Raw genomic sequence first — 15684 nt, forward strand, 5'->3', positions numbered from 1 at the left:
AGTCGCCTAAACTAAGTGGATAATTAAGTTTGATATATAGTCAAGGCACTCAGGCTTTAGGCGCTGCTTTCAAAGTTCAAGCGAAACCTAAGCTCCTACTTGATGTAGGCTAGGTAGAGAAAAGTGATGGCAGTTAAGTTTTAAACCCAGAGCAAGAAGACTATATAAATACTTCTGGTCTAATAACAATAATAGGAGCCAACTATGGCAAAGGGACAATCTTTACAAGATCCGTTTTTAAACGCACTACGTCGCGAGCGTATCCCTGTTTCTATCTATTTAGTTAACGGTATTAAGCTACAAGGACAAGTAGAATCATTCGATCAGTTTGTCATTTTACTGAAGAATACCGTTTCACAAATGGTGTATAAGCACGCAATCTCCACTGTTGTGCCTTCACGTCCATTCCAAACTAACCCTAATATGCAAAATCAATCGGGTGAAGGAAATATTGCTGAGTAACATATTATTAAGAGGTAACCTGCTTGTTTGATCGTTATGAATCGGGTGAGCAGGCGGTTTTAGTACACGTTGACTTAGATGACGAAGTAGCAAGAGAAGACCTACAGGAATTAAAACTGTTGGCCTCTTCGGCTGGTGTCGAAACTCTTGCTGTCATTACCACCTCAAGATCAACACCCCACCCTAAATTTTTTGTAGGTTCAGGTAAAGCACAAGAAATAGCTGATGCAGTGGCTGCATTGGAGGCTAAGCTAGTGATTTTTAATCATGCTTTATCCCCCTCACAAGAAAAAAACATAGAATCTCTCGTTAAATGTCGTGTTTTAGACAGAATTAGCCTGATCTTGGATATTTTTGCGCAACGTGCACGTACCCACGAAGGTAAACTGCAAGTTGAATTAGCGCAATTACGCCATATTTCTACGCGCTTGATCCGAGGCTGGACCCACTTAGAACGCCAAAAAGGCGGTATAGGTATGCGTGGTCCGGGGGAAACCCAGCTTGAAACCGATAGACGTTTAATTCGAGGCCGCATGAAAAACATTATGCGCCGCCTAGAGAAAGTAGAAAAACAACGAGAACAAGGCCGACGCGCCCGAAAACGCAACGATTTACCTACCGTTTCGCTGGTTGGCTATACCAACGCGGGTAAATCAACCTTGTTTAATCGCATTACCGAAGCAGACGTTTATGCGGCAGATCAACTCTTTGCGACGTTAGACCCTACATTACGTAAGTTGGTTATTGACGATGTTGGCCCCATAATATTGGCAGACACGGTTGGTTTTATTCGCCATTTACCACACGACTTGGTAGCAGCCTTTAAAGCAACATTACAAGAGACACGTGAAGCTGATATTCAATTGCATGTGGTCGATGTTGCTGATGAGCGCCGTGCTGAAAATATTGATGCGGTGCAAATTGTGCTCGATGAAGTCGGAGCTGATGAAGTCCCTCAACTACTTGTCTACAATAAAATTGATATGGTAGATGAGATTGATGCGCATATCGATCGTAACGAAGATGGTATGCCGATCCGCGTGTGGCTATCAGCCCAAACGGGAGAAGGCACTGAACTGCTAATGCAGGCCATTGCTGAGCGTTTAGCAAAACAAATGGCGCATCATGAATTAAAAATCCCGCCGGCTGATAGCCGCTGGCGTGGAGTATTTTATGAGCTAGAGTGTATTCAAGAAGAAAGCTATGCCGAAGACGGCAGTTGGCTAGTTAGAGTAAAAATGAGCTTAACAGACTGGCAACGCTTAACAAAGCGTGATACAAACCTAGCTAATTATGTAATAAATCAAGATGTTGAATGATTTTTGCGCAAGCAGCGATCCTTCACTAGATATTTTTCCGTATAAAGTTCAAACATTTAATAATGGAGCTGATTATGGCCTGGAATGAACCGGGTAATAGCAATAATAAAGACCCGTGGGGTAAAAATAAAAAAGGTGGCAACGATCAAGGGCCACCTGATTTAGATGAAATCTATCGCGATACGGTAGTGAAACTGAAAAAAGCCTTTGGTGGCAAAGGGGGTTCCCCATCAGGTTCATCCGGCGGTTCCAATGGTGCAAGCAGTGCAGGTATCGTAATTGCACTGTTTATTGCTTTGGCAATTTGGGCATGGATGGGCTTTGCGACTATCAAAGAAGCTGAGCGTGGTGTGGTTTTACGCTTTGGCCAGTTCCATAGCATTATTGAGCCAGGCTTAAAATGGCAACCTGCATTAATCGACCGTATTATTCCGGTTGATGTAGAGTCAGTCAATTCTTTAACGGCTGATGGCGAAATGCTCACCCAAGACGAAAACGTCGTTTTAGTATCAATGGATGTGCAATATCGCATTCTTGATCCTAGAGCTTACAAGTTCAACGTTATCGACCCAGAATTTAGCCTACACCAAGCAACTGATTCAGCCTTACGTCAAGTTATCGGCCACACAAATATGGACGATATTTTAACGACGGGTCGTGAGCTAGTGCGTCAACAAACTCGCGAACTATTAGAAAACATAGTTGAACCTTATAACTTGGGTTTAGAAGTCGTCGACGTCAACTTCCTACCTGCACGTCCGCCGGAAGAAGTTAAAGAAGCATTTGATGATGCGATAGCCGCGCAAGAAGACGAAGAGAAATTTGTCAACGAAGCCAATGCTTACGCTCGTGAAATTGAGCCGACTGCACGTGCTAAGGTACGTCGTATGGAACAGGAAGCGGAAGCCTATAAAGAGCGTGTTATCTTAGAAGCGCAAGGTGAAGTCGCTCGCTTTGAAAAGCTGCTACCTGAGTATCAAGCAGCCCCTGAAGTCACGCGCCAACGCTTATATATAGAAACAATGGAATCTGTATACAGCAACACATCAAAAATTATGGTTGATGTTGAAGGGGGCGGTAACATGATGTATCTACCACTAGATAAGATCATGCAACAGCAACGCTCTAATACACCTCAATCAAGTTCACCTTTTAGTCAGTCAACAACGACTCAAGGGTTACCGGTAGAGCCTAACCGCTCGAATGATCGCTATAACTCAGGCCGCTACAGCAATAACGGTCGTTATACCAGTGGGAGAAACTAAGCCATGAGAAACTTAAGCCTAGTTTTAATCGCTATCTTTGCTTTTTTTGTTTACACATCGGTTTTCGTTATTAACGAAGGTACGCGTGGTATTGTTATTCAGTTTGGTAAAGTTAAGCGTGATGTTGATAATTCAACTGTAGTACACGAACCAGGTATTCACTTTAAGTGGCCATTTATCGAAACGGTGCGCATATTGGATGCTCGTGTTCAAACCATGGATGATGAGGCAGATCGCTTTGTTACCTCTGAGAAAAAAGACTTAATTGTTGATTCTTATGTTAAGTGGCGCATTGAAAGCTTCGAAACCTTTTACCTAAAAACCGGTGGCGACACCATGCGCGCCGAAGCCTTATTGAAGAAAAAAATCAATAACGGCCTACGCAGTGAATTTGGTAGCCGAACCATTGCCGAAATTGTGTCGGGTGAACGTGATGAATTGATGCAAGAAGCCCTAAAAGAAACCGCTGAAAGTGCGGCGGATTTAGGTATTCAAATTGTTGATATTCGTGTTAAGCGGATCAATTTACCAAGTGAAGTGAGTAACTATATCTTTGCTCGTATGCGTTCAGAGCGCCACGCTGTGGCCAAAGAGCACCGTTCAGAAGGTAGAGAGAAAGCCGAATTCATTAAAGCAGATATTGATAAGAAAGTTACCATTATGCTAGCGGATGCCGAACGTAATGTACGTACGGTTCGTGGTCAAGGTGACGCTGAAGCCGCTAAAATTTACGCTGACACTTATAATAAAGACCCTGAGTTCTATAAGTTTTTGCGTAGTTTAGATGCCTATAGAGCCAGCTTTAATAACAAGGGCGATGTGCTTATTGTTAAGCCTGACAGTGATTTCTTCAAATATTTGAAAGAAACGGGTAAATAATCACAATACCAACATCGGTTAATAGAAGAGCTTACTATTGCAGTAAGCTCTTTTTGTTTGAGCGTTTAAATTTTTACGTTAGGGTATCGAGATGGAAACCATTTTACTCGCCATAGGTATAGTACTCATCATTGAAGGTCTTGGCCCTTTTCTATTCCCCAACCGTTGGGCTGACTATCTTGCTAAGATGGCGAAAATGCCTGTACGTCAACTGCAACAAACTGGTGCCATGTTACTTATCATTGGTTGTTTATTTTTGTGGTTAAGTTAAAACTTCGTTAACCGACTGCGGTTCAATTTTCGTTTAGGTGTTTTATTTCAATTTTTGGTTAGCTTTTATAGCCAAAAGTTTGGATCTGTTCCTGCTTTGTTGATGATTTTATGCCAACATCTTGATAGAATCGCCGCCCTTATTTTGACAAAAGATTTTTTAAAAATGGGTAAAAACGTCGTAGTACTAGGCACCCAATGGGGTGACGAAGGTAAAGGTAAGGTTGTAGACCTTCTAACTGATAAAGCTAAATACGTTGTTCGCTACCAAGGCGGTCACAACGCAGGCCATACATTAGTTATCAATGGCGAGAAAACCGTATTACACCTTATTCCTTCTGGCGTATTACGCGATGGTTTAACCTGTGTTATCGGTAATGGTGTTGTACTTTCGCCTGAAGCATTGATGAAAGAAGTTACAATGCTTGAAGAACGTGGCGTACCGGTACGTGAACGTTTAAAAATCAGTGAAGCTTGTCCTCTTATTTTGCCTTACCATGTTGCTTTAGACCAAGCGCGTGAAGCCGCTCGTGGTAATAAAAAGATTGGTACAACGGGTCGTGGTATCGGTCCTGCTTACGAAGATAAAGTCGCTCGCCGTGGTTTACGTGTTGGTGACTTATTCTGTGAAAAACGCTTCGCTGAAAAGTTAAAAGAAGTATTGGAATACCACAACTTTGCCTTAACTCAATATTACAAAGTTGAACCTGTCGATTATGACAAAACATTGGCCGATGCTTTAGCATTAGCGCCAATATTAAAAGACATGGTAATCGATGTTACCGAAACACTTGATCAAGCGCGTCGTAATGGTGATCGCATCATGTTTGAAGGTGCGCAAGGTACATTACTTGATATTGACCATGGTACTTACCCATTTGTAACCTCTTCAAATACTACCGCTGGTGGTGTTGCAACGGGTTGTGGTTTCGGCCCTACTCACTTAGATTATGTTTTAGGTATTGTTAAAGCCTATACCACGCGTGTCGGTGAAGGTCCTTTCCCTACTGAATTATATGACGGCCAAGACAAACAAGATCCTGTAGGTAAACACTTAGGTGATAAAGGTCATGAATTTGGTGCGACTACAGGTCGTTTACGCCGTACAGGTTGGTTTGATGCTGTAGCAATGCGCCGTGCTATTCAACTTAACTCTATCACAGGTTTCTGTTTAACTAAGTTAGACGTATTAGATGGCCTAGAAGAGATTAAGATCTGTACTGGTTATAAACTAGCTGATGGTACAGTGACGAATGTAACTCCACTTGACGCTGAAGGATATGCTGCAGTTGAGCCAGTATACGAATCCGTACCTGGCTGGAGCGAAAATACCTTTGGGGTTAAAAACTTTGACGAGTTACCACAAGCAGCCAAAGATTATATCAAACGTTTAGAAGAAGTTTGTGAAACACCAATTGATATCGTCTCAACCGGCCCTGATCGTGTTGAAACTATCGTATTGCGCAACCCATTCGACGGCGAATAATTAAATAAATAGACTACCTAGTCTATTTACATAATGCTTAAAAACCACAGCTTGCTGTGGTTTTTTGTTTTTTAAAATAAACAAAGTAAAGCTACATCAGCTCTACTGATGCCCACCCACATAATAAAAGGAAGGCGATGGCCGCAAGCCACTGATAAGATAACTTTTTCTGATTTGTCATTATTATTTCCTGTCTAATACATGCGTAAATAGCTCGCCTAAATATTGTTAATATTTTGTAACTTTATTTATCAACCAATACAAGTTTTTATTTGCTTAAAAACCAACCAAATGGATTTATATAAAAAACGAAATGGCATTAAGCAAAAATACCACCTAATATTTTTAGCTAACTAACAATTAAAAACAGTCAAACAAACGACAATGACAGATTTACTGGCAACCCAAAATGCAAACATCATATCTTTACATTGTAAAAACCTATATGGACTTATGTAAATCATATGTTATAGTCAGATTTAAACGCCATACAATGTTAACCAACATAAATTACTAGGATGTGGTTTAGTTAAAACGAGCGAGAACGCCTGTGAATATTCTCAATCATTTAAAAATTCGCACTCGTATTTTGGTACTAGTGCTATTCCCTACCCTGATCGTCTGCGCTTTTGCCATTAACCAATTTGGTCAAGCATCAGCTAAACAAACAGCCATGCAGAAATTGTCTATTGCCATGGACTTAGTGAGGCAAACAGGTGGGCTATTGCAAGAAATGCAATCAGAACGCGACTATTCGTATGGTTATATTGCAGGTAACCCTGTAGGCAGTAATAAACACAAATATGCCGAGCGTTTGACTAATCAAAGAACAAAAGTTGATGCGACTATCTCAAATTACAAGCGCTATGTAGCAGCAAATAATGACAAGTTTAACCAACTCGAAGGTATCCCTAAACTGATTTCCGATACAGTGAATACCTTTGAAGATACCCTCGACGCACGTGGCTATATTGATAAAGTACAGCTACAGGACGAAAACAAAAAGTGGGTAATCAATCGTTATATCACAACTAATAGCAGAGCACTGGCTATCGTCAATGGTACGGTTCGTTTAGCCGCCAACAATGAACAGTTAAGCTTACTCACCAGTGCTTATGCTGCTTTGATGCAAATAGACAATATTTATTCAGCGGAACGCAGCTCGAAAATACGCCTGCTAAATCAAGATGCCATTGACTATACATCCATAGGCAACAACAAGGGTGATTGGCGTCAGTTACAAGATGCCAACGCTAGGCTGCGCACCTATGCTCCCGCCGACGTGATGCAAGTTTACACAGAAAAACACATGGACAGCGACTTACAAAAGGAGCTGTACAATATGCGTCATAAACTATTGCAAATGGGTGGTCAAAAATACGATATGAACCCTGATGTATGGTTTGATAAAGCCAGCCAAAATATGAACACGCTGCGCGAGGTCATTGCTTATGTTGAAAAGCGCATTGCACAAGAAACCCAAAAGCAATTAGAGCAAGCTACAGCCAGTGTCAATTGGAATATTTTTCTAGTGGTATTCGTCCTTTTAGCGATTACCTTTATTTCCTATCTCATTATTCGCTCTATTAACGCTCCATTAAAAACCTTAATGCGTGAAATGGGGCATGTCGCCACCTCAAAAGATGTTAGCCAAGCAATGCCAGTGGCCGGTTCAGATGAATTAGCTGAAGTTGCAAAAGCGTTTAATATCTTACAAGAAAGCTTTAATCAGGCTCTACTTGGTGTTCGTAACGAGGTCAGCACCATGAATCGCCTAACAACCTCAGTGTCACAGGCCATGCATGAAAATCAAAATAGAGCCGAGAGTCAAACAAGAGCAACCGATAATGTATCGGTTGCGGTTAACGAAATGACCGCAACTATCGAAGAAGTCGCAGGCATAGCACAAAATGCCGCAGGTGCTGTCTCTGCTGCGCATGACAGCTCAATTCAAAGTGCAGAAAATGCCAATGCCTGTAAAGAGATCATGGAGAAACTCGTCACCGAGTTAGCCAGCACCCAAGAGCAAGTAAATCAACTCAATTCAGAAACCGAAGTTATCGGCAATGTATTAGAAGTGATCCAAAGTATTGCCGAGCAGACTAATTTATTAGCTTTAAATGCCGCAATTGAAGCAGCGCGAGCGGGTGAGCAAGGCCGAGGCTTTGCAGTGGTTGCAGATGAAGTTCGTAACCTAGCCAGCCGCACTCAAGAATCAACCGAGCAAATACGCCAACAAATCGAAGCCTTACAAACAGGTTCGCGCGCGACAACCAACAGTATGGGCGAATTACAGAAACAAGGCTTACAAGCAGTCGATGTCGTTGTTAACAGTGTGGCCGCATTTGACGTATTGCGTGAAGAGTTAGATAAAATTTCAGGGTTATCGTCGCAAATAGCGACTGCGGCTGAACAACAAACCGTTGTCGCTTCAGAGATCAATGAACGAGTGCACGGTATTAAAGATGATACTGAAGAAATGATGTCGCAAACCGACGCCACTGTACAAGCATGCGGTCAATTAGAAAATACTGGCTCAACGCTCAATAACTATGTGAATGCGTTTAAAGTACACGAATAAGTTAAATTATAATTAATTAACCGCTCAGCCTTCTATCACTCGCCCACGTTCGTTTTTTAACCGTGGGCTGCTCCTGACACTTATCGGCATTCCCCACGTCCATTTAGGTCGAAATTAATTTCGACAATAGTTGCATAGCTGCTCCGCACTTGGTTTCTAGGCGCGATGTTGCCTAATATCTGCGACCTTGATCGAAGTACGACCTTTTGTTCCAAACTAATCCTAGCACCCACTTTCCATGCAGGCATAGCCCTGCTCTATCTACCAAGGTGGTTGCAAGTAATCAAAAATAAATTGAAAGGGTCCCTCCCTCTTGACCAACTAAGAACTGTACAAAAAATTAGCAATTTTTCGATTAAAAGGCTTGAATATACAAACATCATATGTTTATATATATACCACTTTATTAACAGTGAGAATCACAGGTTATGAAACTACGTTATGCCAGCTTATTACTCCTATGCTCTTTAGCTTATAGTTCATTAGCTAGCGACCAACCTAGTGATATCGAAAAGCAAGTTGTTATAGTCAAAGCGAACAGGTTTTAGGGGCAGGTTTCTAGTTCCAGACGAAACCTAAGTACCTACATCCATGTAGGCAAAGCCGTCAAGCTTCGAGACCCCATGAGCATATGCTCTATTATGTGATTGGGGCCGCCTAAATGGATTTAGGTGTTAGAACGACGCAGGAGCCAAAGTCGAGAGTAAGCGCAGACAATGAACCATAAAACCTGAGGGAGAAGACTATAAAACAGAATTGCGGTCGTTAGGCTAACCCTAACAACGCTCATGGTTTGCCTAAGTTGTATATAGGGGGTCGTGTCCCTAGTTAGGCAAAGGTTCTTTGAGTTTGCTAATTGGCTCAAAGAATAAAGTTGAGAGGTTACTCTCTCGTCTTGTGAATGGACTCTCGTCCCCTTCGGGGGTAGTGTGTGTGCGTCTGTATTGTGTTGCAGATGATCTTAGGCCGCTTCAGTTGAAGCGGCTCTTTTTTCTTTAAAAGCCCTTTCTTTTAATTTGTCGCTCTAGCTCTATGAGTACATCGCGCCATGTAACAATACCAACAACCTGGCCATCTTGGCTTACCACTGGCAAACAAGAGACTTTATGCTGATTAAATAATGTTACAGCATGCGCAATAGACGCTGACGGGTCAATTGTGACTAACTTACGTGTCATCACTTGATGTATACGCCTATTCAATGTCGCTACATCACGATTTTTTTCACTCGCTAAGCCGATAAAGGGGCTTATGGCCCTAAGAATATCGCGATCCGACACGACGCCACACAATTTATCTTGATTAACAACAAGTAAATGATGAAAACCTATATTGTCAAAGATTTCCTTAGCTACACTTAATTTATCATCCATTTCCACCGTAACTGGATGAGGTGACATGATATTTTTAACAGCCATCGTGATTATCTTGTATTTTTTAACAGGTTGTATTTAACTCAAGTTTATGACTCAATTTAACCGTTGTAAAAACCTAATGGATCAGGAACTCAACTCGGAATTTCAGGCTTTCTTTAAGCATAAATTCACATCAACTCGTGACGTATCTCAACAATATTTAGAATTAATCGTAAAAGCTAGCCAAAGCGAGATAGGTTATTTACATCTTTACAACGCCAATACACAAGAAATTAAACTCAATGTATGGTCACAAAAAGTTCTGGATATGTGCGCCACAACCCATGATAGTCATTACCCAATTAAAGAAGCTGGCATTTGGGCCGACTGCATTCGCCAAGATCATTACGTAATTCACAACGATTACCCAAACCAAGCCTCGAATGCCGGATTGCCCAGTGGCCACTTTCCCCTGACACGTCATATGAGCTTTCCGGTTAAAGTAAAAGGTGAAATTGTTGCCGTCATTGGCGTAGGTAATGCTATATCTGCGTACACTCAAGAAACAGCCTGCTACATAAACCAAATTATTCAAGATACCGTGGCTAAGGTCTCGTTCAAAATAGAACAAATTAAAGATCAAGCCGAAGCAATGAAACGGGAATTCAATGAAACGCCCAATGAAGAAATCTTAATTGATATGCTGGAGGCCATATCAAAAGCGCTAGAAATGCATGATGTATACACCACCCATCATCAACAAAAAGTATCAAAAATATCCGAGCGCATTGCAGAAAAACTAGAGCTTCCTCAACAGCAAATTACAGGTTTGGTTATTGGTGCACTCATCCATGATATTGGCAAAATATCCATACCAACCCAAATTCTCAATAAAGTAAACAAATTACATGCCGTTGAATACGAACTGCTAAAACTGCATACCACTAATGGCTCAGCTATTCTTAAAGGGGTTAAATCGCCTTGGCCTATTTTTGAAATGATTAACCAACATCATGAAAGATTAGATGGCACAGGATACCCACTAGGATTAACCAGCAAACAAATTTGTATTGAAGCAAAAATAATAGCTGTCGCCGATACATTTGATGCAATGGCGAGTGATAGGCCTTACCGTTATGCACAAGGAGCCGATAAAGCCATTGCCGAATTAAAACTCAATAGAGGTATCAAGTACGATCATTATGTTGTTGATGCTTTTATGAGTTGCTACAACGACGACGCTACATTTGGAGGCTTATATAACCCTCCACCGCGTTAACATAGCGTCCAATGGTGTTTTTAGTGGTGATCCGCCAGTTCTAGCTCTACCGCTTCCACTATTTTCTCAGGATGTTTTAAATACAAATGATGATTAAGCAAAATAAGCTCGTCTCCTTTTGCCAAAAGCAAGGCAGGGATCGACTGCGTTTCAATCACCTCTTGTAACTCTTCGACACCCAATAGGTTTTCTTCGGCGTCTTTAGATAATTTATCACCTGCAAACGCTTTTTTCGGCGCAGATAATTTAAAGTGTTTAACTAAATCGGCAAAGTCATCTTCCTCTCGCAATGTAAGGCCTTGCTGAAAATGTAAGTCCTGCATCATGCAAACAATATCTAACACTTGATGTGGCAGTTTATTTTGCGCCCACGCAATAAGGTTGGCACAAATCGTCGAGTCAGCACCAATTTTGCGCTGCGCATGATAGTTAGCACTAAACGACACATGGCTATCAGCTTCCACTTGCTCTATGGTTTTAATGCCAATATTTTCACCGCCGTCATAGTAAGCAGCATGTAACAGGTGGATCGGCATATCAGGATAAGCTTGTTGAATCGCTTGCAGTAAAGGCGTAGTTGCGTAACTCCAAGGGCAGTGACTATCAAAAATAAAGAAAATTTGGTTAGACATAAAAGCAGATATTGAATGATAAAATTAATGAAACTAACACGGCATTTTACGCCGATTTATTTTTAGATCCATGGCAATTCATTGAATAGATGAAAATGCGCGACAAGCATGTTAATTTGAGCAATTACCACAAGGGGTTGTATAACACACCATACAACTTGAGCTAATATAGTCAAAGCGATCAGGTTTTAGGGGAAGCTGTCAAGCTTCGAGACCCCATGAGCATATGCTCTACTATGTGATTGGGGCGAGTAAGCGCTGACAATGAACCATAAGACCTGAGCGAGAAGACTATAACGACAAAAGGGAATTAAAGGAAACCACATGCAAGACACACTATTGAGCGCACAACAACTTAGCCAACTGCAATCACAATTTGGTTTTGAACAATTTAGACCAGGCCAAGCACAAACGGTAAACCAACTGTTAAACGGACACTCTTCTTTGGCTATCTTTCCGACTGGCTCGGGTAAATCCTTGTGTTATCAATTTACAGCCCTGCAATTACCGCATTTAACCTTAGTGATCTCGCCTTTACTGGCATTAATGAAAGATCAACTCGAATTTTTAGCCCGTAAAAATATAGCCGCCGCCAGTTTAGACTCAACGTTAAACTATCAACAACAACAGCAAACCATGGCCGATATTAAAGCCGGCAATATCAAAATACTCATGGTGTCGGTTGAACGTTTTAAAAACGAACGCTTTCGTCAGTTTATTAGTCAAATCCCTATTTCTATGCTGGTGGTCGACGAAGCGCATTGTATATCTGAATGGGGACATAATTTTCGCCCCGATTATTTAAAACTGCCACAATACCAACAACAGCTTAATATTCCGTTAGTCTTGCTACTCACCGCCACCGCCACTAAAAAAGTAAAACGTGACATGGCCGCTAAATTTGCCATTAACGAAAAACACATAGTACAAACCGGCTTTTACCGACCCAACCTCAACCTTAGCGTTAAAGGGGTTGAACAAAGCAGTAAAAACCAACAACTATTGGCAACCATTAACCAACAACAAGGCGCGGGAATTGTATACGTTACCCTGCAACAAACCGCCGAGCATGTCGCCGAGTTTTTACAGCAACACAATTTGAATGCGGCGGCCTATCATGCCGGCTTAGCAGATGATATTCGCCAAACCATACAGCAAGACTTTATGCGCAACCAAGTGGATATTGTGGTAGCAACGATTGCCTTTGGTATGGGCGTAGATAAAGCCAACATTCGTTTTGTTATTCACTACGATTTACCCAAATCGATAGAAAACTACAGTCAAGAGATCGGCCGAGCCGGACGCGATGGCCAAGCGTCAAATTGTTTAACCTTAGCCAATTTAGACGGCTTAAATACGGTCGAAAATTTTGTGTATGGCGATACCCCAGAGCCAAGTGGCATCAACACGTTATTAGATGATATTCAACAAAATAGTCCAAACGATAACTGGGAAATGCAGTTATACAACTTGAGTACTCGTACCAACATACGCCAACTCACATTAAAAACTATTCTAGTCCAGTTGGAGTTACAAAACGTACTGCAAGCCCAATACAGCTATTTTGCCGAATATAAAATCAAATGTTTAGTTGACACCCAAACCATTGTTGCCAACTTTAAAGACGAGCGCCAACAATTTATTCAAGCCATATTTGCCGCCACCACCTTCAAAAAAATATGGGGCGTCATTAATTTTGATTTACTGCAACAAACCTACCCGAGTGATCGCAAACGCGTATTAACCGCCTTGGAATATCTACAACAAAAAAACTTAATTGAATTACAAGCCAGCGGTATGACAGAGGTTTATCAAGTTAACCCGAGTAACTTACAAGCGCCGAATTTAGCGCAGCAATTAGCCGACTACTTTAGTCAAAAAGAACAATCAGAGATCAAACGCATTGCCACGTTAGTACGTTTTTTTGAACTGGATTCTTGCCTGAGTTATAACCTTGCGCGCTACTTTGACGACCAACAAGCGCCGTCTCAATGTGGACATTGCTCAGTATGCCAAGGACAGATCGCCAAATTACCCTTGGCCCCTACACCACCATTACCAAGCTTAGAAACCCTAGCGCAAGTCAAAAACACCCTACAAAATGCGATCCAAGCAATTGATCATAATATTGTGGTTAGTCACGAACTTACTTGTCGATTTTTATGCGGTTTAACCCAACCCATTTTTACCAAAATCAAAGCGCGTAACCTGCAAGGTTGGGCCAGTTGTGAAAAGCAAAGATACGCAGAGGTAAAACAGCTTTTAATGTCTTTGTAACTAAGTGTATTAAATGGGTTGTGTTGTGCTTATGTCGGGTATGGTGTTTATGTCGGGTGGCGTGGCTTCGCCACTTAACCGACCTACGTAAAATTTAGGTTTACCGTGCTCTGTTCCAGACGCCCACGGCATTTACTACATCCTGTAGAAGCCACTGGCGCATTCAACGTTGCAAAGGGTGATTTTATGAGTAATGGCGATGGCTATTATTATGGCCAATTTGCCCAAGGATCAGAGTCTTTGTTAGCCGTTCGAGCTTTTTGTTTGCCGCGCGATGTTTTAGATGCTTGCCTTCTTTGGTTGTTATTTCTTTGTTCCGCTTTTTCAGCACGCTTTTGTTTTAAACGTTTGGCGTCGGTAAAACTAAGTTCGGCTGGCTCTCCGGGTTTTTGATCGTCCGGTACAATCCGCTCGCGAGGCGGCAGCTCAAATTGCTCAGCAGAAGCGCGTGGTAAATTTTTGTACTGATAAAGATAAAACGCTTCCACTTTCTCACGCGCCCAATCAGTTTTTTGCAAAAATTTAATACTAGACGCAATACTCGCATTGGTATTAAAACAATTAATATTTAGGTATGCGTACAGTATTTCAAATCCGTATTGATCTACCAATTCCGTTGAAACTTGCTTTAAGCCAACGCCGTGCAAAGGGTTATTGTGATAATTGATGTTGTCGCTCATGCTGCAAGCCAAGAAAAGGTATTTGTATGTATTATACCCAATTCGCTCGCTAGGCGTAGAAGAAAACGATCATAAACAGGTTTGGAAAAATTAACCGTAGGTTGCCCTGAGCGCAGCGAATCGCAACACGACCATATTGCAGGGTTAAGCCTATCAAATAGACATTACGGTATTAGGCTTACATCGAGAACGGTGCGGTTCGTTGTACTCACAGCTCCTTACTCAAAAAGAGCAAGCATAAAAGTTAAAGGGCAGTAAAGAGCACAAAGCGGACATTAGCATTTTGAAATGCTATGTTCTATTTCATAAAATTTGTATTTCTTATATCTGTGTATTTATACATTATTTGTAATTCGCTCCCATATTTCCACAAATGCGCAACTGGGTCGTTTATGCCCTCCGATGAGTTAACTAAGAACTTAAATAAGCTTTTACTGGTAACGATTTAGGTAATTTGCTAAAAATGACTAAAGTATAAAAGTACGCAAGTGTTTTGGTAGAAAAGCGCGCAAATTGCGCACTATTAAATTAGGTATACGAAAAATAATGGAGTACACATGACCACGGTTGTATATTTTGATGGTGCAATGGCCTCAGATAGTAAGTATGGAAATAATTTTTCGGGTGTTGATGGCTTTCCCAATATCCCCAAAGTAATCACATACAAAAACGGCAACTGTGAGTTTATATGTGGATGTTCTGGAGCATCTAACTTGATGGCATTAGCTCAAGATTTTTTCGCTTTCCATTTTGTTAATCTATCCATGGAAAATATTGGTGAACTAATTCAAGAACTATCATCAATTATTGGTAGCTATGTAACTGAAAAACAAGCCACATCAAATCACACATTGCTAGAGTTGTTGCTTGTTATCGACGGTAAAGTTAAAGTTTTTTACTATAATTACGGCTCAAATATTTTACTTAATCCTGATCAATTTCCTGCCATTGGTTCTGGTTCGAGATATGTCAAAGAAGTTATTCTCACGCAGAAGTCTCTTATTGAGTTAGTTCAGTATGCAATTAATAAAGACTCTAACAGTGGAGGAATTATCTATACAACAGGCAAGATTTCACCTAATCAACCAGTTAGTGAAGCAATGGTTATTGAGGGTGCCATAAAAACAAAGTTCCTTGAGCAGTTGGATGCAATGTATGCCTAACAAAGGACGCAAAAACTTGGCTTGCGTTCATTCTTC

14 protein-coding genes are annotated in these 15684 nt (G+C 41.2%); 10 read left to right on the top strand and 4 right to left on the bottom strand.

Translation table 11 applies throughout. The features are described from left to right. Nucleotides 1-204: 204 nt before the first annotated feature. The 7 genes from hfq (at nucleotide 205) to C2869_RS19825 (ending at nucleotide 8262) form a co-directional block, all read left to right on the top strand. A complete protein-coding gene (gene hfq / locus C2869_RS19795) occupies nucleotides 205-462 on the top strand; it encodes an RNA chaperone Hfq (protein ID WP_108604560.1) in 258 nt (85 codons plus the stop codon). A 23-nt stretch (nucleotides 463-485) separates the two neighbouring features. Then, complete coding sequence (hflX, locus tag C2869_RS19800) at nucleotides 486-1781, top strand: ribosome rescue GTPase HflX (protein ID WP_108604561.1); 1296 nt, start codon at nucleotides 486-488, stop codon at nucleotides 1779-1781. Between the two features lie 74 nt (nucleotides 1782-1855). Beyond that, nucleotides 1856-3046, top strand: a complete 1191-nt coding sequence (gene hflK / locus C2869_RS19805; RefSeq protein ID WP_108605140.1) for an FtsH protease activity modulator HflK — start codon at nucleotides 1856-1858, stop codon at nucleotides 3044-3046. A gap of 3 nt (nucleotides 3047-3049) precedes the next feature. Further along, entirely contained in the window at nucleotides 3050-3925 is an 876-nt protein-coding gene (gene hflC, locus C2869_RS19810) for a protease modulator HflC (protein WP_108604562.1), read from the top strand. Nucleotides 3926-4016: 91 nt separating this feature from the next. Then, on the top strand, nucleotides 4017-4196 hold the full coding sequence (locus C2869_RS19815; protein WP_199915600.1) for a DUF2065 domain-containing protein: 180 nt from the start codon (nucleotides 4017-4019) through the stop codon (nucleotides 4194-4196). A 165-nt stretch (nucleotides 4197-4361) separates the two neighbouring features. Next, nucleotides 4362-5681: an adenylosuccinate synthase gene (locus C2869_RS19820; protein ID WP_108605141.1), complete on the top strand. Its 1320-nt coding sequence runs from the start codon at nucleotides 4362-4364 to the stop codon at nucleotides 5679-5681. A 550-nt stretch (nucleotides 5682-6231) separates the two neighbouring features. Continuing rightward, a complete protein-coding gene (locus C2869_RS19825; RefSeq protein ID WP_108604564.1) occupies nucleotides 6232-8262 on the top strand; it encodes a methyl-accepting chemotaxis protein in 2031 nt (676 codons plus the stop codon). Nucleotides 8263-9257: 995 nt separating this feature from the next. On the opposite strand, the gene C2869_RS19830 is transcribed toward C2869_RS19825, so the two are convergent. Beyond that, a complete protein-coding gene (locus tag C2869_RS19830; RefSeq protein WP_108604565.1) occupies nucleotides 9258-9680 on the bottom strand; it encodes a CBS domain-containing protein in 423 nt (140 codons plus the stop codon). A 46-nt stretch (nucleotides 9681-9726) separates the two neighbouring features. On the opposite strand from C2869_RS19830, the gene C2869_RS19835 reads away from it, so the two are divergent. Continuing rightward, nucleotides 9727-10896: an HD domain-containing phosphohydrolase gene (locus C2869_RS19835; RefSeq protein ID WP_108604566.1), complete on the top strand. Its 1170-nt coding sequence runs from the start codon at nucleotides 9727-9729 to the stop codon at nucleotides 10894-10896. Between the two features lie 20 nt (nucleotides 10897-10916). On the opposite strand, the gene C2869_RS19840 is transcribed toward C2869_RS19835, so the two are convergent. Continuing rightward, entirely contained in the window at nucleotides 10917-11528 is a 612-nt protein-coding gene (locus C2869_RS19840; protein ID WP_108604567.1) for a hypothetical protein, read from the bottom strand. Between the two features lie 339 nt (nucleotides 11529-11867). Here C2869_RS19840 and C2869_RS19845 point away from each other — a divergent pair, with 339 nt between their 5' ends. Further along, nucleotides 11868-13805: a RecQ family ATP-dependent DNA helicase gene (locus tag C2869_RS19845; RefSeq protein ID WP_408011901.1), complete on the top strand. Its 1938-nt coding sequence runs from the start codon at nucleotides 11868-11870 to the stop codon at nucleotides 13803-13805. 9 nt (nucleotides 13806-13814) lie between these two features. On the opposite strand, the gene C2869_RS23010 is transcribed toward C2869_RS19845, so the two are convergent. Further along, on the bottom strand, nucleotides 13815-13937 hold the full coding sequence (locus C2869_RS23010; RefSeq protein ID WP_268958766.1) for a hypothetical protein: 123 nt from the start codon (nucleotides 13935-13937) through the stop codon (nucleotides 13815-13817). A gap of 77 nt (nucleotides 13938-14014) precedes the next feature. Next, a complete protein-coding gene (locus tag C2869_RS19850; protein ID WP_108604569.1) occupies nucleotides 14015-14485 on the bottom strand; it encodes a VF530 family protein in 471 nt (156 codons plus the stop codon). A 557-nt stretch (nucleotides 14486-15042) separates the two neighbouring features. On the opposite strand from C2869_RS19850, the gene C2869_RS19855 reads away from it, so the two are divergent. Beyond that, nucleotides 15043-15648, top strand: coding sequence for a hypothetical protein (locus tag C2869_RS19855; protein ID WP_108604570.1), 606 nt, complete (start codon nucleotides 15043-15045; stop codon nucleotides 15646-15648). Nucleotides 15649-15684: the final 36 nt, after the last annotated feature.

This window comes from Saccharobesus litoralis, from assembly GCF_003063625.1.
In the GTDB taxonomy this organism is placed as follows: domain Bacteria; phylum Pseudomonadota; class Gammaproteobacteria; order Enterobacterales; family Alteromonadaceae; genus Saccharobesus; species Saccharobesus litoralis.